The organism is Paenibacillus xylanivorans (assembly GCF_001280595.1).
GTDB lineage: Bacteria > Bacillota > Bacilli > Paenibacillales > Paenibacillaceae > Paenibacillus > Paenibacillus xylanivorans.
The window spans coordinates 20,017-41,644 of record NZ_LITU01000036.1; the positions used below are offsets into that span (position 1 = coordinate 20,017).

Here is a 21,628-nt window from a genome sequence, read left to right on the forward strand (position 1 = left end):
CGCCTTTGACAATATACCGTTCACTGAACCCCCACAGATTGATAAAGCAACTGAAGATGCCGTAAGGCACCATAAAATATCCATAAACAAAAAGGACTTCACTCTCACTCCAGCCGCCCAAATTATCCGTGTGACGGAAAACTACAAAGATAAAGATTAGATTGGTTGCCTGGAACAGCAAATCCGAAAGAATCTCGACCCAAAAGTCGGCGCGGTACGTGAGACGTGTTTTCATGTAATTTTTTAAATATTCCCAGATCAGACCCATATAGTACACTTGGTTACCCTCCTTGCACGAACAGACGCTTGCGCGCCTGACGCCAGATCAGCATCATCGGAATGAGCAGTATGACAAACCAGAACACCTGAATGCCGAGTACGCTCCAGATGCCTGTGCCTTCCACTCTTCCGGTGAAAACCGAGCCGGGCAGATACGTAATGGCCTGAAAAGGCAATACTTTCATCACCGCGGACATCCAGCCCGGATAGAGGCTAATTGGAATGATCAGACCGGAGAACAGGTCAACCACAACGCGTTTCATGCGCATCATGCCTTCATTGTTTTCCACAAAGAATGCAGCCAGTCCCGTAATGACATTAATCTGGGAGTTAATGAGGAAACTGAAGAACAGCATAACAAGAAAGCCAATCCACGCGGACGGCGCCGTAGGCAGTTCAACCGGGAATAACAGAATGGCAATGAGCATTCCAGGAATCATGAGCAGCAGGAAACGGAAAATACCTTCGCCCAGACCCTGCATCATTTTGACCATGACATAGTTGATCGGTCTTATGAATTGAATGGCAATGGATCCATCCCGAATATCCGCGGCTATTTCCCGGTCCAGATTGTTAAAATAAAACGCACGCGCCATCCACGATACCGCCACATAGGTCGTCATCTGAGCTGCCGTAAAACCGCCCAGTTCACCACTGCTTCCGTAAATGGCTTGCCAGGTAAAGTAATACACGCCGATATTCAGCGTATATATCAAAATGCCGGAATAATAATTCACCCGGTATGCAAGCATCGTCAGGAACCGGATGCGCATAAAATCAAAAAATGCACTATTCATCTTAGGATACACCCACCGCTTCGTTCTTTGCTCCCACAATCTCGGGACGCTCGGCGGAACCGGATTGGTAAATACTGCGTACGATCTCATCCGTGTTAATCTCAATAATCTGAATATCGGTAATATCTGCCTGTCCAACGACGCGTCCCAGCACATCCGACACATTGAGTTCAAGTGGAATCCAGACCGATGCGGACAGTTCATTCTCCACCGTCCAGCGAACAGGGAGCTCAGCAGTCCATTCCAGCATTTGTTCCATGGGGTGAGCCGTGCCAAACTTGAACCGGATTTCCCGTTCCTTGCCCCACTGAGACTTCAGATGATCCAACCCGCCATCATAGATGATATTGCCCGCATCGAGCATAATAACTCTTGAGCATAAAGCTTCGATGTCCTGCAGATCGTGGGTGGTCAGCAAAATGGTTGTTCCGTGTTCCTTATTCATATCTTTCAGGAAATCACGAATTTCCGACTTCACGACAATATCCAGACCAATGGTTGGCTCATCCAGAAAAACGATATCCGGGTTGTGCAGCAGCGCAGCGACCAGTTCACAGCGCATACGCTGTCCAAGACTGAGCTTACGAACCGGACGGTTCAGCAGATCCTGAAGCTGTAGCCGCTCAACCAGTTCATCCAGTCGTTTGCGAAAATCGACCTCACCTACTCGATACACCTTGCGCAGCAGATGGAAAGACTCAATGACACCGATATCCCACCATAGTTGACTGCGTTGACCAAATACGACACCAATATTCTGTACAAACTTCTCACGTTCCTGATACGGAACATATCCACCAACCGATATCTGCCCTGAAGTAGGCACCAAAATGCCGGTCAACATCTTAATCGTTGTTGATTTACCGGCACCGTTCTCCCCAATATATCCGCATATTTCGCCCTGCGGAATCTGAAATGAAATATCATTTACAGCCAATACCTCCTGGTATTGACGTGCAAACAGGTCTTGGAATGCGCCCTTGAGCCCTCCTCGGCTTTTCTGGACGCTAAACGACTTGCGCAAATCTTTGACATCAATCGCCAGCATGATTATACCTCACTTGGATTTTGTTGAAATTGCTTGTAGCCCAAAAAGAAATTATAATAGTATCAGTCAAAATTCAGCAAGCTTTAAAAAATAGTCTGAGGCGGCGTCCTCTGTTGCATCTCACAGATATGTCGTGTGCGGAAAGCCCGGGCTAGATCAAATTGGACTCATCTTCATTTATTTTGAATACAAAGGAGAGCTAGCATGACCAGAAAGACGAAGAGAACCATTTGGATTTCTCTTGCCGCCTTCGTGCTGATTATTGGAGGCGCTGCGGCATTTTATTTCGGTTCTATTCTCAATCAGTTGAATGGCTTGCAAAAGGAAGGCGACGAATCGCCGTTTGCCGGTATCGAAAATGTTGAAAAAGTAAGTACACCGGATCCTCCGAAATGGGAGGGCACCGAAACGGTAAATATTCTCGTTATGGGTGTTGATGCCCGCGGGCTGGAGAAGGGGGAAGTTCCTCGTTCTGACAGCATGATGGTCGTTTCCCTTGACCCACTCACCAAAAAAATCAACCTATTCTCCATTCTGCGCGACACATACGTCGATATTGAAGGTTATGGCAAAGAACGAATCAATACGGCCATCACCCATGGCCCCAACGTGGCAATGAAAGCTGCAGGAGACCTGCTGGGTATCCCTGTCCAGTATTATGTGTATACCGATTTCCAGGGATTCATCAAATTGGTGGATGCTGTTGGCGGTGTGGATTTTGACGTAGAGAAGGACATGCATTATACAAGTAAAGCGGACAAGAATGAATACGATATTGATCTAAAAAAAGGCTACCAGCATTTGGATGGCGATACGGCTCTCATGTACGTTCGTTTCCGTCATGATGCCATGTCGGATTATGCCCGCTCCGAGCGGCAGCGCGAATTCCTCAAAGCTGTTGCAGCAAAAATGCAGTCAACGACAACGATTGCCAAACTTCCTTCCATTTTGGAAGAAGTGAATCCTTATGTAGATACCAATCTAACCCTCTCCGACATGTGGAAGCTGGGCGGACTCGGATATCAGAGCAGCATGAACGGCAGCGAGCAAATCCCGCCAATGAAAATGCTCAAGGAAGAACGTACACCAGGCGGAGCTGAGGTGCTGTCGGTAACCAATGAGGACAAACTCAAGCAATATATTCAAGATATCATTCATCCTCCTGCTCAAGAAGAAGGCAGTACTCCCGGAGCCGAAGACAAAACGGCAAGTGGTGACGAACAAGACTCCAAGCAACCTGCACAGTAATGAAGTGCATACGAAGAGGGCAGCCCATATGCTGCCCTCTCGCTGTGTTTTGTTTATCTAATACGAAAGGAAGTTATTATATGAATCCATCACGTTCCCGTTCAGAGCTTTTATACGAAGAAGCACTTCAACATATTGTAGGAGGTGTGAACAGCCCCTCCCGCTCATTCAAAGCAGTGGGTGGCGGTGCACCTGTATTTATGAAAAAAGCGCAAGGTGCGCACTTCTGGGATGTCGACGACAACCGTTATATCGATTATCTCGCGGCTTACGGACCGATTGTTACCGGACATGCTCATCCCCATATAACCAAGGCCATTACAGAAGCAGCAGCAAATGGTGTCCTGTACGGTACACCAACGGAGCTTGAGATCAAGCTTGCCAAAATGCTGAAAGAGGCCATTCCTTCCATGGACAAGGTTCGTTTTGTAAACTCCGGTACAGAAGCGGTCATGACCACCATCCGGGTTGCCCGCGCCTACACCAAACGTAACAAAATCGTGAAATTCGCCGGATGTTACCATGGTCACTCCGACTTGGTCCTTGTGGCCGCAGGTTCCGGGCCTTCCACGCTTGGTATTCCCGATAGTGCAGGCATTCCAACAAGCATTGCGCACGAAGTCATCACGGTACCTTTCAACGATCTGGACAGCCTGAAAGCGGCTCTGGAGCGTTGGGGCGATGATGTCGCTGCAGTCATGGTAGAACCGATTGTCGGCAACTTCGGTATGGTTATGCCGGAACCTGGCTTCCTGGAAGGACTCTGTGCCATGACTCGAGACAACGGCTCGCTCGTGATTTACGACGAGGTAATTACAGCCTTCCGTTTCCACTATGGCTCCACACAGACGTACGCGGGACTGGACAACCATACGGAGATCGAACCGGATCTGACTGCACTTGGCAAAATCATTGGTGGCGGTCTGCCAATAGGTGCTTACGGCGGTCGTAAACAGGTTATGGAGCAGGTTGCTCCACTCGGCCCTGCCTATCAAGCCGGAACGATGGCTGGTAACCCTGCGTCTATCTCTGCGGGTATCGCTTGTCTGGAAGTTCTGCAAGGCGAAGGTGTATATGCGGAGATGGAACGTCTTGCCATCGACCTGACAGCAGGCCTTCAGGTTTCTGCGGATCGTCATGGCATTGCGTTAACCATTAACCGAATTCGCGGTGCCTTTTCCACCCACTTCTGTGACCATCCGATTACGAACTATGATCAAGCCCAGGATACCGATGGGGAACTGTTCGCTTCTTTCTTCCGTCATATGCTGAATCGTGGCATTAATCTGGCTCCTTCCAAATATGAAGCCTGGTTCCTGACCACTGCACATACGGACAAGGATGTTCAAGAAACATTGGAAGCCGCAGAAGCTTCCTTCAAAGCTATGGCTCAGGCGTAAACCGTTCGCCGAGTCCACATCGCATCTTAACAGAAATCATTAAAATTTAATTTCCTAAAAAAGGCGTCCCGCAAGCAATCATTCAGCTTGCGCGGGCGCCTTTTTTTCGAATTGATCCGCCTATAGGTATTGATTATGGTTACGAATCATTGCTGCCTAGTTTGCAGTCTCATAATCTCCTCACGGATGATCCGCAGACCTTCCTTGATACGCTGCTTCGGTACATTGGAAATATTCAGCCGCAGCATTTTATCCTGATGTATCTTTTGTGCCCCTTCCGGATAATATCGTTCTGTTGTATCGGCAATGACTCCCCGTTGATCCAAACGGGACAGCAAGACCCTGAGCGGCATATCCTTAGGCAGTGGAAGAACCGTATGCTCCCCTCCTGTACGCGGCGCATATGCAAATGGAGTGAAGTCTGGAAAAGCATTAAGCTGTTGATACAATTTGTTCATCCGGGCAGCATAGCGGCTGCGAATGACTTTACCATGGTGAGCAAACATCCCATTACGGATGTAGACCTCAAGTGCAGCCTGGGACAGTACCGCAGTGTCAATGTCGAGCATTTTTTTGTATGCACTAAACGATGAGGTAAGACTTGCAGGCAGAATAGCCACGCCAATTCGCAGTCCGGGAAACAGGATTTTGGAGTAACTTTTCAGATAAATGACTCGCCCTTCCGTATCATACGACCATAACGGGTCCTGTTTCGTGTTCTCTTCCAGATCAGCCAAGAAATCATCCTCTACCAGATAAACATCGTAACGCTGCGCTAGCCGGATCAATCTCTTCTTCTCTGCTGCCGTTAAAGAAGTGCCAATCGGGTTATGAAAACGCGGCATGACATAAAAAAATTTGATATCTCCTTCGCGGAACTGTTGTTCAAGCGCGTCCCAATCCAGGCCATCCAAAGAGCGTCTGACACCTACAATCGGTATACTCAGTCCTTTCAGAAGAGAAGGCATATTATGATAACCCGGCAGTTCCAGCATTACCTGCTTTTTCCCATTCGGAAAAGGCATTAGCGCCAGAACAGCAAGGGCCTGCTGCACCCCTGACGTAATAAAGAATTGCTCCTTCCGGGCAAATACCTGGTAATCCGCGAATTGCTTCTGCAATAAATCAATCAATGAAGGCAAGCCTCTCTCGGTTCCGTACAAAAACAAGTCCGCCTGTTTCTTCTCCATCGCCTGGTCCACACAATGGCGAAAATCCGAATAAGGAAATACCCGCGGATCAGGGGCTGCGGAAGCAAAATCTAACGGCCCCTGCCACTCTCCATCCTCCACTTCGGCTCCATTCTGCACCGCATAATACCCGGACTGAGGCACCGCGTAGACCAGATGTCGCTCTTCCAGCCACTCATATGCGCGTATGGCCGTACTCACACTACATTGATATTGCTCAGCCAGAACACGTACAGCTGGCAGTTTGATTCCTTTGTTCTGCCATTGTCTACTGTTTTGCTGCCGCAATTGATCCTGAATCCATTGCTTTAGTGATTCAGCGATAATTTCGTATTTTCTCATTGGGATTCTGCCTCTCCTCCGACCTCAGCCTTACCTTAAGTGTACCGGTACAGTAAACGTTTTTGTCTATTGTACCACTATTGGTCTGGAAGTATATTGAATAAGGCCAGACAGTGCACACAGCAACATATGCACCGCTGTAATAAAAAAGAAATTCGTATTATTGGAGGAAACCCTATGAACAACAATACCCAGACTAGAACATACGCATATGTAGCAGCTGTTTTATATGCAGCCATCATCGGCTTATCCTTTTTGTTTGTCAAAATGACAGTGAGTGTTGCACATCCGATCGATGTACTGGCACATCGCTTTGCTTTGTCATTACTCGTAGTCAGCATCCCTGTCATTTTCGGATGGATCAAGATCAAGCTAACTCTTCGTGATCTGTGGCGTATCATTCCGCTTGGGCTACTTTCTCCAGTTTTATTTTTTGCCTTTCAGGCATTCGGACTCGTCTCGTCCAACTCATCGGAAGCAGGCATCATTCAGGCCATGGCCCCTGTATTTACACTTGTGCTGGCCTCTATCTTTCTCAAGGAACGTACATCTATCATGCAAAAACTGTTCCTGCTGCTATCCGTGGCTGGTGTAGTCTTTATTTTCCTGATGAAAGGAAGCGGGATGTCGGCAGGCAATTTTAAAGGTATCGCCTTACTGCTGCTCTCCACGGTGTGTTTTGCAGGTTATGGAGTATTGGCAAGGCCCTTGGCTCAGAAATATAAACCGATGGAATTGACCTGGGTCACCCTGATGGTTGGATTTGTAGTCTTCAACGCAGCTTCTCTGATTCGTCATGTGTCGAACGGAACCATGATGGATTATGTGAAGCCACTTGGAGATGCATCTTACTTGGGAGCACTAGCTTATCTGGCCATCCTCTCCACCATGTTCTCCACACTGCTCGCGAGCTATGCCCTGACTCACCTCGAAGCTTCTAAAATGAGTGTATTCAGTAATCTGTCCACACTTATTTCGATTGCTGGCGGAGCCTGGATACTACATGAACCAGTTCATGGATACCACTTCATCGGAGCCCTGCTGATCATTGCCGGTGTACTTGGTACCAATATGAGCGGAAGAAAACGCGGGCTGGTCATTCCAGATAAAGCGTGATACAATGTGAAAAATTGTACACGGACATTATCAACAATGATGAAGAGAAGTACACAGGACAGGATACTTCAGAGAACCGGCGGTTGGTGTGAGCAGGTGTATCGGTCATGTGGAAATGGGCTTCGGAGTTCCAAGTTGAACTCGTTCTGCCACCTGTACTCAGGAGGGCGGATTGACAGTAGGCAAGGCGGCATGTTCAGCCGTTATCCATGAACAGGATATCGATAAGGCATATGTGGGCTTCCCGCATATATTTCATCCGTATCCCTCAAGTGGGCCGCAGCTAGCGGCCAATTAAGGTGGCACCGCGAAGCATAAGCTTCGTCCTTCTATTCTGTTCCCGTCTGGGAAACAGGATGAAGGACGAGGCTTTTTTTGATTTATGTACCCAAAACTGTTGCAGGCTGAAAGGGGGTGATGGTCGTGGAAGACGGCTGGTGGCGTCAGCAATTAAGGATGGAAAAATCACAAAATCAAAGGAGAATGAACTATGAACAAGGACATTATTTTAACCGGAGATCGGACAACCGGACAGCTTCATCTCGGCCATTACGTGGGCAGCCTGCGCAGTCGGGTACAATTGCAGGATGAGTACAAAACGTATATTTTACTAGCTGATGTACAGGCGCTCACGACCCACTATGATCAACCGGGGATGATTGCAGACAGCGTGCATCAAGTGACACTTGATTATCTTGCCGTAGGTATCGATCCCAATAAAGCCACTCTGTTCATCCAGTCGATGATTCCGGAAATTGCCGAGCTGACTGTCATTTTCTCCATGTTTATCACTGTGAATAGTCTTCGACATAATCCCACGATTAAAAACGAAGCGCGTGACCGTGGCTATAAGGATCTCTATTACGGATTTCTCGGTTATCCCGTCAGTCAGGCTGCGGATATTGCGTTCTGCAAAGCAACCCTTGTTCCGGCAGGCGAAGACCAGATCCCACACATCGAAACTGCGCGGAAACTGGTACGGCGGTTCAATGAATTATATGCGCCAGTTCTGCCTGAACCACGTATTCTGACTGGTGAACGGCTCGGCGGATTGGATGGCTTGGGCAAAATGAGCAAAAGTATGGGCAATGCCATCTCGTTGAATGCTCTTCCTGATGATGTACATGCCAAGCTGGCCAGGGCGAAAACCGATCCTGCTCGCATTCATCGTTCTGACCCGGGACATCCGGATATTTGTCCGGTATTTGCCTATCATCAGTTGTTTCGAAAGGAGGAGGCCGCTGAGATTCATGCAAGCTGTAGTAACGGTACCATTGGTTGCAAGGATTGCAAGAAGATTGCGGGCACTGCAATTAACGAGCTGCTCTCCCCTTTTCGAGAACGACGAAATTACTATGAACAACGTGGTTATGAAGTGAAAGAAATCCTCGTGGAAGGCACACGTCAGGCCCAACGGGCAGCCCGTGAGACGATGCTTGAGGTTCGTGAAGCAATGGGGATACGTTATTTCGACTGACAGTATGAGAAGGCTTGATCACGTTAACACTGCTGAGAACAGTCCATTGGGAAAAGAGGTCCCCTCATCATGAAACCAACACAGCCTTCTTTTTTGCAAGCCATGATGTTAATAATGTTATCTGTCGGCCTGATCAGCCACGTCCTGATCATCCCTGCCCTTTTGTCTTCAGCCAAAAGAGATGCATGGATATCCGTTCTGTTGTCTGTCGGGCCTTATCTTTTATTCACTCTAATGCTTGCGTATGTCTCTCGTTTTCTCCAGCACCAAACCCTGCATGAATGGCTGGCTTCCCATCTTGGCAAGCCTATTGGTCTGCTGTTTCGGGTGGGAAACAGCCTCTTTTTTCTGTCCATGATCTACTTCACTCTGCATGATACCACCACTTGGGCCAAAACCAATTATCTGACGGAGACGCCAATATTGGTTACAAGCATTGCCCTTATGTCTCTCTGTGCCTATGCAGCGTATAAAGGAATACGCTCTCTGGCATTTACAGCAGGATTGATCCTGCCCCTGGTTGTGCTACTTGGCTTCTATGTCGCTATCGTTAATACACAATACAAGGATTACAGTCGTCTGTTGCCTGTGCTTGAACATGGCTGGCATCCCGTACTTCATGGCACAGTCTACAGCCTTTCAGGCATGTTTGAGTTGCTGTTCATCTGGTACTTGCAGCCCCACCTCTCCAAGCGGATACGTGTATGGCAGTATCTAATGCTCGCATCAATTATTCTTGGTCTGACACTTGGCCCACTCATTGGGGCAATCGTGGAATTCGACCCTTTCGAAGCTGCCAAAATGCGATATCCCGCCTTTGAAGAATGGCGAATTGCCTCCTTGGGCAAATATATTGCCCAGACTGATTTCTTTTCCATTTACCAATGGCTCGCCGGTTCTTTCACCCGGATTAGTCTGGCCATGTATATTGTAGTAGAAATTTGGAATATTAAGAGCGCCTCCAGAAGGATCATATGTTGTGCCACTCTTGGCGTCTTTTTTATTCTTTGCATGCTGTATCCTCTGGATGATATGACATTCGAAAAGCTGCTTGTCCAATACATATTCCCGTTCAATCTCATGTATCTGAGCGGACTAGCGGTGGTTGCAACAGCCGTTGCATACATCAGTTCACGCCATCAGAGGAGGAAACATCATGGAGCACCAAACGATTGACACCACGTCCCATGAAACACTGCTTGCCTCTTTCGAAGAGCAGTTCAATCCCTGCGCAGATGTTGTTATTCAGACCTTTCCAGCCAAAGATGAAACCGATATGTCGGTGATTATGCTCTATTGCGACGGTTTGGTCGACGGCAAACAAATCAACCAGTTTATTATCCCACGGCTGGAACAGCATTCTCTACTTATAGAAGAAGCACATCCCAAAGAATTGGGATTAACATTGAATCCGGTGGAAGATCTCACAGATGTAGAGAATTTAAACCTGTTGATTTTTAGTGGACAATTACTGCTCATTTTCGGAAATGGTGATCAGTCCTGCAGTCTAGATATCGCGAGTATACCGGGAAGAAACCCTGAGGAATCGGCGATCGAGTCATCGATTAAAGGGCCTCGGGATGGGTTCACTGAAGAGCTGTCCGTGAACATCGCCCTCGTTCGCAAAAGAATGAAAACCTCTTCCATGTGTTATGAGAAATATGTTAAAGGCGGTCGCACCCAGACCGCTATCGGTCTGTTATACGTCAAAGACATTATTAACCCGGATATTCTGGAAGAAGCACGCCAAAATCTCGACAAAATTGAAATCGATGGCATTCTCGGTACCTCCATTATGGAACGTGCTATTATGGGGGGAATTCGCAGCATCTTCCCGCTCACGGATAATACGGAGCGACCCGATTATGTCGTGGACTCCCTCTTAAATGGGCGATTTGTTGTTCTAATTGAAGGGTCACCGGTAGCCATTATCGCTCCTACCACTCTATTCAATCAGCTGAAATCACCGGAAGACGAGAGTACCCCTTTTTTCATAGTTACTTTTGAACGCATTTTGCGCATTTCCGGATTGCTGATCGCCTGTTTCTTCCCCGCATTTTATATCGGCCTGACCAGTTTCAATGTGGAACAGATTCCATTACCCTTTCTGGCAACGATTTCTGGTACACGGATGGGTCTGCCTATGCCAGTGACGCTGGAGGCATTTTTGATGATTTTTATGTTTGAGTTGTTTAATGAAGCAGGCCGGAGACTGCCTCGGGCATTGGGACAGACCGTCAGCGTAGTAGGTGGGCTTATTATCGGAGATGCAGCTATTCGAGCAGGAATTACTTCCCCTACGATCATTGTCACGGTGGCTATCTCGGTGATCTCCAGCTATATTCTGGTGAATACCGTGCTCAGTGGGGCTACTGCTCAAGTTAGACTTGGGATGCTTGTCCTTTCTTCCACCCTTGGATTATTCGGTTTCATGCTTGGACTATTTGGTCTACTGGTACACCTCGTATCCTTGGAGTGTTATGGTGTCTCATATCTATCACCCGTCTCACCATATATACCCGGTGACTTCACCCAAGCCGTATCTATGCCTCCTTCCATGAAACGGACCAAGCGCCCAGCCGTACTCCATACCCAGGATTCCACACGACAGAGGAAACGCTCGTGACAAGATGGATGGCTAAGGTTAGCTTAATTATAAGCTGCTTCATCCTGCTGACCGGGTGCTGGGATTCCAAAGAGGTTCAGAGCATTAACTTTATCACGGCTGTAGGGATAGACTATGCGGACAACCAATACATTGTTTACGCTCAACTCATTGATTTCTCCAGTATTGCCAAGCAGGAAGGACCAACTTCAAGGGAAGCAAGTGATATCTGGATTGGACGGGGTGAAGGTTCTACACTGAGTATGGCTATAGATGACCTATATCAAACTTCCCAGCAACAAACGCTGTGGACCCATGTAAAAGCGATTGTTTTATCCAAAAATGTGTTAAATGGACGGCTGGAGGATGTGTTCAATACATTGTTGCATTCAGGCCAGTTGAGATATACTCCTTGGCTCTACGGTACAGAGCATAATATTACAGAGGTGCTCTCTCCCTCTACCCTGCTGAACCAATCCGCCCAGTCCATCGAGCTGTTCGAACCGATGAAACTGTATAAGCAACATTCCGGTTATGAACCTATCCGACTACACCAGCTCCTTGACGGGTTTCGGGAGCCTGCTTCAGTTATTCTTTTGCCTTCCATCACCAATAAGAACAAGACCTGGTATAACGGGGATAAAACACCCCCGCTTATTAGAATGGATGGATTTTATGTCATTTCAAACGGTAAAAGTCAAGGCAGGGTTACGGGCAAGGACGCTGATGGCACACGATTCGTGAATTATGACCGCGTCTTTCAATTTCCTTTGTACGTATACAGCAACGGGAGCACAACTCCGGGTCTGACGCTTAGACTTAATAACCCAAAGACCACGATTAAGGCGAGGAAAGAAGGAAATGGTGTTACATTTGACCTGGTGACTTCGGTTAAAAGCGCCATCATTGAGGATCATGACTCTCACCGGTCTCCCCATGTCATGGAAAAGGACGCGGAGAAACAGATTGAGTCCGAAATCCGCAATACGTTTGAGAAAACCAAATCACGCAAGATTGATTCCTACGGCTTTGTGGAACATCTCTATCGCCATGACCTCCCCCTATGGAGACAGGAGGTATATAAACGTGCTAATCCACTTGAGCGGTTTAAACTCGGAAAGGTGGAGGTTCATGTGAAAATCCTCAATGCCAGTACGTATAAATACAATGAGTAGCGCAAAAAGACGATCAGCAGCCTGCAGTTCATGCAAGGTTACTGGTCGTCTTTGCTTTTCATGAATTCACATGTTATCCCAATGGAAACGCCATAACACTCATGAGTGCCAGTTCAGGCTGAGTTGTATCCAGACGACTGTACTGTACGATAACAGGAACATCGCTGGAGACGGTAATTGCATAGGGTACTCCCGGAGTGATAAGTTGTTCACCCGATTTCAGCGACGCTGTCCGGATATGCTTTGTTCTCCGCGCAGGTACCTCGGCCACGATGTCTTCGAGTGGTTCCCTGTCTTCGAAGTAAATCGTTATTTGCAACTGTGCATCCACTGTGCCTGTATTTAATACACAGATGCTCTCATGACTCTCCAGTGAGCCGGAGCTGTCCGGTGGAATGTAACCATCGGGAATTACCCAGTAGGTATGACCTTTTGCAGTGGAAGATGTTTTATGTGCTGAAGTGTTCGTCTGATCCTGTGCCATTAAATGTCCTCCTTTGCTAATGCAATAATTAGTTAAACACGCGGAAGGCTCGCGGTGCGGACGCTTCGGCGGGCGGATCGGGCTGTGGACCGCTGTTGGCTCGGGATTTCTTTTCATCCCCCCTCAGCAGGGGAAATCCCGCTCCAAAGGCGGACGCTTCGCTCCCTCTGCTCCGATTCCGCCCTCCTTCGCTGCAACGCTCGCCATGCTTTTTAAAGGCTTATTGCCTTCGCTATGCTCGCTGGGCAACTTTTCGGGATGCTCGTTACTTCGTTAACTCGCTGAACAAACAGGGTTCCTCGCGGTGCGGACGCTTCCGTGGGCAGATCGGGCTGTGGGCCGCTATTGGCTCGCTTACCTCAAATACATTTGCAGCGGCTGCAATCTCAGCTCGCGGATGGCTTCCGCCACCTCCATGGCGAGGCGATGCGCACCGCGCTCCTGAAAATGCGTGTTATCCTCCACGCCTGCTGGGAAGTTCAAATACTCACCCGGAAGCACCCACATGAAATCCTCCTTGCTGCCTTCAATACCGGCTCGCTCGAACAGGATGCGGCTTCGCTCAGCCAGATCAATCAGCGGTACCCCTTCCTCTTCCGCCAGCTCACGCACAGCGACGATATAATCGCCATGGGTGTCGGTCAATGTGCCGTCATCGGCGAAGTAGCGCCGATGCACTGGTGTCACCAGCACCGGGCGAGCCTTGGCTCCGTGGGCTGCATCAATATACTTTTTCAAATATTTCTTATATGTTGTGAAAGGTTCCGTCCCCCGGTCAGGGCCCGGCTTCTCATCGTTATGTCCAAATTGAATAAACAGAAAATCCTCCGGCTTCATCTTCTCCAGAATGGCATCCAGTCTGCCTTCATTGATGAAGCTGCGGGAGCTACGGCCAGACTGGGCGTGATTATCTACAGCAACATCATGTTTGAACTGAGCAGGTAACAGCTGGCCCCAGCCACAGTATGGATATCCACTTTCCGGTTGATCCGTCACGGTAGAATCACCAGCGAGAAATACAGTCATCGTCTGATTCGCAAGCGTGATTTCCAATGCATTGATCCGTGGCGCGGGACCCGAGAAGGATAGTCGGAGCTTCCCGCCACGGACCACAACGGAGAATCGAACCTCTGCACATTGTCCAGGAAGAGTACGAATCGTTGGCAGCATCAGTCTGCCCTCTCCGGCTTTGACACGGGTGATTGTCTCCGCCAATTCATCCCCTGCAATTAACAAGACTTGATAGGTTCCATCGGGTACATCAACGATGAAAGATGCCTTGAGTGGAATACAAAAGCTTGAACGCAATCGGGCAGACACATTGGCCTGCCCTTGATTGTTATTGTTTGCCCTACTGATATCCGATACTTCGTCTTCACTTATCCGTTGTTTCTCATACACAAGGGAGCCGGATTCAAAACCGTATTCTCCCTGTTCTACATATGCGGTGCTGGCAGACACTTTCAAATAACCTTCAATCTCACCTGCACTGCCAGAGTCCGGTCCGAAATTGAACTTCCAGTGGGTTACAGCCTCTTTGCCGCCCTCTGCCGCTGCCTCCATGGCAATGGCCCGACTCCCCTGGTCCTTATTCAATAAGAACAACCTCCTTGTTCAACATGCTGATTCAGATTTTGATCCAGTGAATATCATTTATCCTTTCAATCCGCTAGTGCTCATGCCTTGTACAATTTGTTTCTGGAAAATAAAGAACACCGCTACAACTGGAATCAGACTGACGATGGACATAGCGAACATCGCTCCCCAGTTCGAAGCAGATTCGCTATCCAGGAACATTTTCAGTGCCATGGAGACCGTATATTTATCCGGCGAGTTCAGATACAGTACTGGACCGAGCAGATCCTCCCATCTCCAGTAGAAGGAGAAGATGGCTGCGGTCGCCAGTGAAGATTTGATGAGCGGCATAATAATCTGCACATACAGCCTGAACTTGTTACACCCGTCAATGGTAGCAGCCTCATCCAGCTCTTTCGGAATCGTACGAATGAACTGAACCATCAGGAAGATGAAAAACGGCATCCCGAAAAACGTCGGTACAACAATCGGCAGAATGGTATTCAACCAGCCAAGCTTCGTGAAGATAATATATTGGGGTACAAGTACAACATCATGCGGTAACATCAGGGTCAACATCATCAGAGAGAACCAAAAGTTACGTCCTTTAAAGTTGAGTCTGGCAAAACCAAAGGCGATCAGCGACGAGGATAACACGGCGCCAATTGTGGAGATGACCACAATAACAAGTGAATTGGAAATGTAGTCCATAAACGGTCTCCCGCCCGCACTTTTCCAACCATCCGCGTAGTTACTCCAGATCCATTCCGTAGGAAACAGGGACTCGGCAGTCACGAAGATGGTACGGCTTTCCTTGAAGGAGCTGAACAGCATCCATAGCACGGGATAGAGCATCAGGAGGGCCAAAGCTGCAACGAACAGGTGATAAATGGGCCATTTCACATTTCTCCAAACCATCGTTACTTCCCTCCTTCGGATTCATAAAACACCCAGAACTTGGATGTCAGGAACACTGCGATTGTGAGTATACCGATCATAATAAGCATGATCCAGGCCATGGCCGAAGCATAACCCATGTTGTTAAACATAAAGGCCTGACGGAACAGATACAGCGAGTAAAGCATGGTACCGTCCATTGGACCGCCTTCGCCTTTAGAGATGATATATGCAGGTACAAAGGTCATAAATGCACCGATGGTTTGCATAATCAGGTTAAACAGAATGATTGGACTGAGCAGCGGTAAGGTAATACCAAAAAATTTACGTACCGGGTTGGCACCATCCACACCTGCTGCTTCGTACATCTCGGGAGAGATATTTTTCAAACCAGCGAGGAAAATCAGCATGGAAGATCCAAACTGCCAAACAGATAGCGATATCAGCATGACCAGGGACGCATTCGGATCACCAAACCAGCTTATAGGTCCAATTCCGATTGCTGTTAATGCACTGTTGATGACACCTTCGTTACTAAAAAGGTTACGCCACATGATGGACACGGCCACACTACCACCGATAATGGATGGCAGGTAGTATACGGTGCGGTACGTTCCCACCATACGGGAGCCCGTATTCAGGATCATGGCCACGAAAAGTGCAAAAACCAGCCTGAGTGGGACACCAATGAATACGTACAGGAACGTTACCTTAACTGAGTTCCAGTACTTCGGATCATCAAAGAACATCTTGGTGTAGTTGTCCATCCCAATCCACCTTGGGGAAGTGAACAGGTTATAACTCGTAAACGACATGTATAGGGATACAAACATCGGAATGAGCGTAAAGCCCAGAAAGCCGATGATAAAAGGACTAATAAATGCATACCCGGTTAGGTTTCTGCGCAACGACGAATATTGCCTCAACGGAACGAACCTCCTTTATTGATCTGCTTGCTTCCCACAGCCTTTACTTCGAACTACTGGACGGGGAAAGGCCCTCGCGGTATGCGAGTAGCCCTATTCCCGTCCATCCCGGTAGTGGGATGAGCAAGCAATCATTCAACTGTTATTTATTGTTGGCAAGAACAGCTTCGGCGTTTTTGCGGAATGTTGCTGCCGCTTGTTCCGGTGTAATCTTTCCAAAATTCAATTCCTCTACAACATCCGCCAGAGAAGCGATGACTTCCGGCGAACCTACCGGCGGCGGCGGGCTCATTGGCGAGGCTTTAGGCTCCATGGCCGCTACGAAGTCAAATACCTGTTTCGTTGCATCACTCAGCTCAGGAGCGATAGCTTCCTTGATTTTGCCTGAGATCGGCACACCCCGTTCGCCCTTGATCAGTTTGTTTGCTTCCACGTCGTTCACCCAGAAATCGATGAATTTGGCCGCTTCTTCCTTCACTTTTGAGTTCGATGTTACAGCCCAGTACATACTTGGCTGCATATAGAGGCCTTTTTCCATATCCGGTCCTGGCATTGGAGCAAATTCTAATGGACGGTTAGCCACTTGTTGTACAGCTACGAACTGGTTGGACCATTGCCAAATACCGATTCCCTTTTCCTTAACGAGATCTGATTCCTCGATAATACCTTTGGTTTGGTTCGCCAGATCTGGCGAAGGAGCTGCTCCCTGCTCGATCATTCGGCGCATAAGTCCGAAGAATTCAACGAACAGTTTGTCGTCATCATAGCCAAGACCCGTTCCTTCTGCATTGTAGAGGGACAACCCTTTGGTCCGGAGGAAATAGTGGAAGAAGATATCCGGCGCTACGCCCCCGTCCAGAAAGAGTCCTTTGGCAGCTGCTTGCTTGCCAAGCTCTTCGTACGATTCCCAGGTCATATTTTCAGGTATGGCATCCACGCCCGCTTTTTTGAGCAGAGCCGGATCATACTGGAAGCCAAGCACGTTAACACCAGCAGGTACGCCATATTGTTTTTCATTGATAATGCCTGTACTGATTACGTTCTCGGATACATCGTCCACTTTGATCTGATTTCCGAGATACGGGGACAGATCTTCGAGCTGTCCGTTCTGTGCATATTGGCTGATGTAGGAAATATCCATCTGAACAATGTCCGGCAGTTGATTCGCTGCAGCTTGTGGAGCTAGCTTTTTCCAGTAGTCATCGAACGAAGCATATTCCACGTCAATTTTGACATTCGGGTTTTTCTCTTTGTACAAGTCAATGACCTTCTGTGTATACTCGTGACGTGCATCCGATCCCCACCACGCGATACGAAGTGTTACCGAACCATCCGCAGATGTTTCACCCGATCCTCCGCTGCTGCTGCATGCCGTTGTTAGTACCAGCAATGCCGCCATCATCAGGAATATCGCCTTTTTCACCATGCCAATCTCCCCTTTTATGTTGAAATGGTTGTGTGAACGAGTTACCTTTCATTTTCTGATAACGCTTTCACGAACTTTATATTGTCATTTTCGCAAATGTGGGACCATAGTTGAATACACAAAACCGTCTTGTTGGTTCAAAAAACAGAGGAGGACAACTGCACCCTCCCGGTACGGTTCGTCCCCCTCATACATTGATAACATGATCGTTAGTCAATTGTTATAAGCCAATTCTGCGGAACTCGGTAGGTGTCATGCCGGTCCACTTTTTGAATACTTGACTGAAATATTGCGAGTTCCCTCCGAAGCCAAACAGTTCGGCGAGCTCAAATACCTTCACATCCCCACCTCTGCGAATATGGTCGCAGGCACGCTCAATGCGCAAACGATTCACATAATTGGAGAAATTCTCGCCCGTCACTTTTTTGAAAATTTTGCCGAGATAATCGGGATTCATATATAACATCTGATGGGCGACCCCGTTAAGCGATAGATCAGCTTCCCCATAATGACGGTCCACAATATCCATCATCTTCTCCACGGCAGAAGACTGACGGCTAATATGGTTTTTGTAATAACCCGAGGTTAACCGGGCTGCGCTACTAGCGACAAAGGATTTTAAGCCAGACAAGGTATCGATATGGGGCAGCTCTGCCATGCGCTGAGTGAATTCCGTTGCCTCCTCAGGTGGACAGACATGAATCATTGCGGAGTACAACTGCACCACATACGAACGGGTAATCCCAATTTCAAGCTGCTGACCGGACAAAAGATCGAAGAGGCGATCCACTTCAGTTGCAGCTTCTTCGATCTTACCTGACTTAATTAACTGGCATAGCTGCTCGGCATCTTGTTCAACATGTACTCCATCACATTCCCCAGCCAGGGCCAGATCATTCTTGGTAATCAGCTTGCCTTCGCCGATAAAAAAGCGGTGGTTCAGGCATTGCAGCGCTTCACGGAATAAACGTCTGGACTGAATCATTCGATCTGCCTCACTGAGGGCAGCCGTAACTTCGAGTTTATACAGTCTGGTAAACGCAGTCCGCACTTCCTCGATGCTCTCCTTCAGACCGGCAGGATCGGAAGAGCCCCCCAGCAGAATTAACAGTTTGCCTTCAATGGTCGTGCTTAACAGAACATGGGGCAGAAGATCGCTGGCAATATTTTTGATCGCAAATAAATGACTATAATCATGTTCATCTGCAATACGGAACAGCAGTAGCCGAACTTCGTTATCTTCCAGCTCCAGATCAAACAGCTCCTGATAGTACTCCAAATCGACCGGGCCATAGGTTTGGTTCGTCATAAACTCCAGCAGGAACTGCTCCTTCACATGTGGAAGCACCCGTTGCAGCCGCTGTTTCATCTCTCCGGCCACATGTTCCTTCACCTGTGCATCCTGGTGTTCCTGAAGCAACTCGGACAAGGCATCGTGAATCTGGTTTTCGTTACACGGCTTAAGCAGATAATGCTTCACTCCATATTGCATGGCCCGGCGAGCATATTCGAACTCTTTGTAGCCAGACAACATGATAAAGCGGAGTCCAGGGTATGCTTCGGATGCTTTTTCAATTAGCCCAAGACCATCCAGGCCCGGCATGGAGATATCCGTAATGATAATATCTGGTCTGGAATGACCGATTTTATCCAGCGCTTCAATCCCGTTTCTCGCCGTATCCACCAGTTCCGTTCCCGCTGCAGCCCAATCCACGACTTGCGAAATCCCCTCCAAAATGACACGTTCATCATCTACGAGCATCACTTTGTACATCGTCATCGTCCTCTCTGATCCAAGGTATTCTGATCGATACTACGGTCCCAGATCCGGGATTGCTGCTCATGATCATTTCGCCTTCGTCGCCAAAGGTCAGCCTGATCCGTTCCTTGATGTTCGACAGTCCGATTCCCTGTCCCCTCGTCTGAATGCGTCCCTCCTGCAATTGCTCCAGAAATTCGGGAGTCATGCCCGGGCCATCGTCTTCCACCTCAATCACAACGTTGTCTCCATCCGCTCTCGCCCTAATCCGAATACGGCAAGGTTCTATGCTTGGCTCCAAAGCATAATGAATGGCGTTCTCCACCAATGGCTGCAAGGTTAGCTTCGGAATGCGTGCAGTTCCCACTTCGGGCGCAATGTCCATGTCAAAATCAAGTCTTTCCTCGAATCGCGTGTGCTGGATTGTCACATAACTGCGGACAATGTCCAGTTCTCTTTCCAAAGTAATCCACTTCTCGGACATGTTCACTGAGCTTCGCAGCAGAAATCCGAGGGCCTCAACCATTTCGGAGATTTGATGCTGCTTCTGCACTTTGGCAAGCCAGTTGATTGATTCCAGTGTGTTATAGAGAAAATGTGGATTAATCTGCGCCTGAAGCGCTTTCAATTCGGTCTCTCGTATCACGAGTTGCTTCGCATAATTCTCATCAATGAGTTCGCGTATACGCTGTACCATCATCTTGAACGTGCGATGCAGCAACCCAACCTCATTTTGTGAAGATACTGGGACGTTGCCTAGCGCTGCTTCCTCCAGCTTATCCAGATCCCCTTTTTCGATATTGCGCATTTTCTTGATCAACTGGGCGATCGGCTGTGTAATGCTGCGGGAAAACTTGGCTCCGAATACAAGCGCCGCCAGAAATATCATGATAAAGATGACGGTCACCAGCTGTTTAACAAACTGGATCTGCTTAAACATTTGGTCAAAGGGCGTCATATACAGATACACCCAATCCGTATAGGAAGAATGTGCACGGGCGACAAAATTTCTACCCTGCTCAAACATCGCGATCCCATAAGGCTGAGTGCGCTTCAGTTCAGACTCAATTTCAGATTTGCTGACAGTCGACTCAGTCGGATAGATCACTTCCCGGCCGTCTGTAATTAATAGCTGTGAATCCTCTGCCGGATGCTGCATCTGGTCCTGAACAATCCGATCCAGCCGTACACGAATAACGAGAGTGCCCAGCTTCTCCAGCGTGAATGCTCCACCGGTAAAAGACTTTACCTGTCTAACCGACAGTAATCTGGCTTGTTGGTCCCCTCCCGTGTACCAGGCATTGGAGCCCGAATATTGCTGCGCCAGTGCAACCAATTCCCTCTGCTTCGACTCCGAGATCCCCTCCCGGTTCCCAGCCGCCATAATATTATTATCATTATCGATAAAGATCATGGAATAGACGTATTTCTCTGAACCAGCATAAGCCACCAGTCTGTTGGTGATTTTTTTGCGCAGGCCATTTTGCTCATATCCTGATTCAGCCTTGTCCAACTGAAGAAGATATTGCTGAAGAGGCTCGTCGGACATGACCTTGAAGGATAGGTTGGAAATCTCACGCAGTTGGTTTTCGATGCCGACCGAAGACATATTAAGCACCTGTGAGGATTTCTCATAGATTTGTCGGTCATAAATGCCGAACACATATCCCAGGACAGATACATAGAACGCGAAGCTGATCATCATCAGTAATCCGATGAGAAGAAGGGTTTTATGATGAATCGGTAATTTTGTGAAAGCGTTTTTAATTCTACTCATCCAAAGCGCTCCTTTGGCTCGCGAAGGGTGCTGTCATTCGAAATGGTTTTCGATCAACTGTAAGTTATTTTCATATTTACACATCCATGGTCAGATGACAAGTCATA

The 21,628-nt window shown here is 48.1% G+C and carries 18 protein-coding genes and 1 other annotated feature; of the genes, 7 read left to right on the top strand and 11 right to left on the bottom strand.

The genetic code is table 11. The features are described from left to right. The 3 genes from AMS66_RS33455 to AMS66_RS04235 all read right to left on the bottom strand — a co-directional run. A partial coding sequence (locus AMS66_RS33455; RefSeq protein WP_236703175.1) for an ABC-2 family transporter protein occupies positions 1–277 on the bottom strand: 277 nt, incomplete at its 3' end. 4 nt (positions 278–281) lie between these two features. Then, positions 282–1,076: an ABC transporter permease gene (locus AMS66_RS04230; protein WP_053779604.1), complete on the bottom strand. Its 795-nt coding sequence runs from the start codon at positions 1,074–1,076 to the stop codon at positions 282–284. 1 nt (position 1,077) lies between these two features. Beyond that, positions 1,078–2,124, bottom strand: coding sequence for an ABC transporter ATP-binding protein (locus AMS66_RS04235; RefSeq protein ID WP_053779605.1), 1,047 nt, complete (start codon positions 2,122–2,124; stop codon positions 1,078–1,080). A gap of 204 nt (positions 2,125–2,328) precedes the next feature. Between AMS66_RS04235 and AMS66_RS04240 the strand changes: the two genes are divergently transcribed. Both AMS66_RS04240 and AMS66_RS04245 read left to right on the top strand, forming a co-directional pair. After that, on the top strand, positions 2,329–3,372 hold the full coding sequence (locus AMS66_RS04240; RefSeq protein WP_053779606.1) for an LCP family protein: 1,044 nt from the start codon (positions 2,329–2,331) through the stop codon (positions 3,370–3,372). 80 nt (positions 3,373–3,452) lie between these two features. Further along, positions 3,453–4,772 carry a glutamate-1-semialdehyde 2,1-aminomutase gene (locus tag AMS66_RS04245; protein ID WP_053779607.1) on the top strand — a complete coding sequence of 440 codons (1,320 nt, stop codon included), beginning with the start codon at positions 3,453–3,455 and terminating at the stop codon, positions 4,770–4,772. A 146-nt stretch (positions 4,773–4,918) separates the two neighbouring features. Here the strand turns inward: AMS66_RS04245 and AMS66_RS04250 are convergent, their stop codons facing one another. After that, a complete protein-coding gene (locus AMS66_RS04250) occupies positions 4,919–6,304 on the bottom strand; it encodes an aminotransferase-like domain-containing protein (protein ID WP_053779608.1) in 1,386 nt (461 codons plus the stop codon). A 177-nt stretch (positions 6,305–6,481) separates the two neighbouring features. Between AMS66_RS04250 and AMS66_RS04255 the strand changes: the two genes are divergently transcribed. The 5 genes from AMS66_RS04255 to AMS66_RS04275 all read left to right on the top strand — a co-directional run bounded on the left by AMS66_RS04255 (position 6,482) and on the right by AMS66_RS04275 (position 12,677). Further along, positions 6,482–7,420: a DMT family transporter gene (locus tag AMS66_RS04255; RefSeq protein WP_053779609.1), complete on the top strand. Its 939-nt coding sequence runs from the start codon at positions 6,482–6,484 to the stop codon at positions 7,418–7,420. A 27-nt stretch (positions 7,421–7,447) separates the two neighbouring features. Then, positions 7,448–7,752: a binding site (T-box leader), on the top strand. Between the two features lie 158 nt (positions 7,753–7,910). Continuing rightward, entirely contained in the window at positions 7,911–8,897 is a 987-nt protein-coding gene (gene trpS, locus AMS66_RS04260; RefSeq protein ID WP_053779610.1) for a tryptophan--tRNA ligase, read from the top strand. A 69-nt stretch (positions 8,898–8,966) separates the two neighbouring features. Then, positions 8,967–10,073 carry a GerAB/ArcD/ProY family transporter gene (locus AMS66_RS04265; RefSeq protein ID WP_053779611.1) on the top strand — a complete coding sequence of 369 codons (1,107 nt, stop codon included), beginning with the start codon at positions 8,967–8,969 and terminating at the stop codon, positions 10,071–10,073. Further along, complete coding sequence (locus AMS66_RS04270; RefSeq protein ID WP_053779612.1) at positions 10,054–11,523, top strand: spore germination protein; 1,470 nt, start codon at positions 10,054–10,056, stop codon at positions 11,521–11,523. The genes AMS66_RS04265 and AMS66_RS04270 overlap by 20 nt, the downstream gene beginning before the upstream one ends. A gap of 8 nt (positions 11,524–11,531) precedes the next feature. Further along, entirely contained in the window at positions 11,532–12,677 is a 1,146-nt protein-coding gene (locus tag AMS66_RS04275) for a Ger(x)C family spore germination protein (protein WP_201782144.1), read from the top strand. Positions 12,678–12,750: 73 nt separating this feature from the next. On the opposite strand, the gene AMS66_RS04280 is transcribed toward AMS66_RS04275, so the two are convergent. The 7 genes from AMS66_RS04280 to AMS66_RS04310 form a co-directional block, all read right to left on the bottom strand. Next, entirely contained in the window at positions 12,751–13,161 is a 411-nt protein-coding gene (locus AMS66_RS04280) for a sensory rhodopsin transducer (RefSeq protein ID WP_053779614.1), read from the bottom strand. Positions 13,162–13,515: 354 nt separating this feature from the next. Further along, complete coding sequence (locus tag AMS66_RS04285; RefSeq protein WP_053779843.1) at positions 13,516–14,724, bottom strand: rhamnogalacturonan acetylesterase; 1,209 nt, start codon at positions 14,722–14,724, stop codon at positions 13,516–13,518. A gap of 90 nt (positions 14,725–14,814) precedes the next feature. After that, entirely contained in the window at positions 14,815–15,654 is an 840-nt protein-coding gene (locus tag AMS66_RS04290; protein ID WP_053779615.1) for a carbohydrate ABC transporter permease, read from the bottom strand. Between the two features lie 2 nt (positions 15,655–15,656). After that, positions 15,657–16,559, bottom strand: coding sequence for a carbohydrate ABC transporter permease (locus AMS66_RS04295; protein ID WP_053779616.1), 903 nt, complete (start codon positions 16,557–16,559; stop codon positions 15,657–15,659). Positions 16,560–16,701: 142 nt separating this feature from the next. Further along, complete coding sequence (locus AMS66_RS04300; RefSeq protein ID WP_053779617.1) at positions 16,702–17,985, bottom strand: ABC transporter substrate-binding protein; 1,284 nt, start codon at positions 17,983–17,985, stop codon at positions 16,702–16,704. 220 nt (positions 17,986–18,205) lie between these two features. Beyond that, positions 18,206–19,759, bottom strand: a complete 1,554-nt coding sequence (locus tag AMS66_RS04305; protein WP_053779618.1) for a response regulator transcription factor — start codon at positions 19,757–19,759, stop codon at positions 18,206–18,208. Then, positions 19,734–21,521 (bottom strand): cache domain-containing sensor histidine kinase, encoded by a 1,788-nt coding sequence (locus tag AMS66_RS04310; RefSeq protein WP_053779619.1) that lies wholly within the window; start codon positions 21,519–21,521, stop codon positions 19,734–19,736. The genes AMS66_RS04305 and AMS66_RS04310 overlap by 26 nt, the downstream gene beginning before the upstream one ends. Positions 21,522–21,628 lie beyond the last annotated feature (107 nt).

Excerpts from the sequence above, each read along its gene's own strand:
- AMS66_RS04230 (WP_053779604.1), bottom strand. The coding sequence starts at position 1,076 with ATGAATAGTGCATTTTTTGATTTTATGCGCATCCGGTTCCTGACGATG.
- AMS66_RS04235 (WP_053779605.1), bottom strand. The coding sequence starts at position 2,124 with ATGCTGGCGATTGATGTCAAAGATTTGCGCAAGTCGTTTAGCGTCCAG.
- AMS66_RS04240 (WP_053779606.1), top strand. The coding sequence starts at position 2,329 with ATGACCAGAAAGACGAAGAGAACCATTTGGATTTCTCTTGCCGCCTTC.
- AMS66_RS04245 (WP_053779607.1), top strand. The coding sequence starts at position 3,453 with ATGAATCCATCACGTTCCCGTTCAGAGCTTTTATACGAAGAAGCACTT.
- AMS66_RS04250 (WP_053779608.1), bottom strand. The coding sequence starts at position 6,304 with ATGAGAAAATACGAAATTATCGCTGAATCACTAAAGCAATGGATTCAG.
- AMS66_RS04255 (WP_053779609.1), top strand. The coding sequence starts at position 6,482 with ATGAACAACAATACCCAGACTAGAACATACGCATATGTAGCAGCTGTT.
- trpS (WP_053779610.1), top strand. The coding sequence starts at position 7,911 with ATGAACAAGGACATTATTTTAACCGGAGATCGGACAACCGGACAGCTT.
- AMS66_RS04265 (WP_053779611.1), top strand. The coding sequence starts at position 8,967 with ATGAAACCAACACAGCCTTCTTTTTTGCAAGCCATGATGTTAATAATG.
- AMS66_RS04270 (WP_053779612.1), top strand. The coding sequence starts at position 10,054 with ATGGAGCACCAAACGATTGACACCACGTCCCATGAAACACTGCTTGCC.
- AMS66_RS04275 (WP_201782144.1), top strand. The coding sequence starts at position 11,532 with ATGGCTAAGGTTAGCTTAATTATAAGCTGCTTCATCCTGCTGACCGGG.
- AMS66_RS04280 (WP_053779614.1), bottom strand. The coding sequence starts at position 13,161 with ATGGCACAGGATCAGACGAACACTTCAGCACATAAAACATCTTCCACT.
- AMS66_RS04285 (WP_053779843.1), bottom strand. The coding sequence starts at position 14,724 with ATGGAGGCAGCGGCAGAGGGCGGCAAAGAGGCTGTAACCCACTGGAAG.
- AMS66_RS04290 (WP_053779615.1), bottom strand. The coding sequence starts at position 15,654 with ATGGTTTGGAGAAATGTGAAATGGCCCATTTATCACCTGTTCGTTGCA.
- AMS66_RS04300 (WP_053779617.1), bottom strand. The coding sequence starts at position 17,985 with ATGGTGAAAAAGGCGATATTCCTGATGATGGCGGCATTGCTGGTACTA.
- AMS66_RS04305 (WP_053779618.1), bottom strand. The coding sequence starts at position 19,759 with ATGTACAAAGTGATGCTCGTAGATGATGAACGTGTCATTTTGGAGGGG.
- AMS66_RS04310 (WP_053779619.1), bottom strand. The coding sequence starts at position 21,521 with ATGAGTAGAATTAAAAACGCTTTCACAAAATTACCGATTCATCATAAA.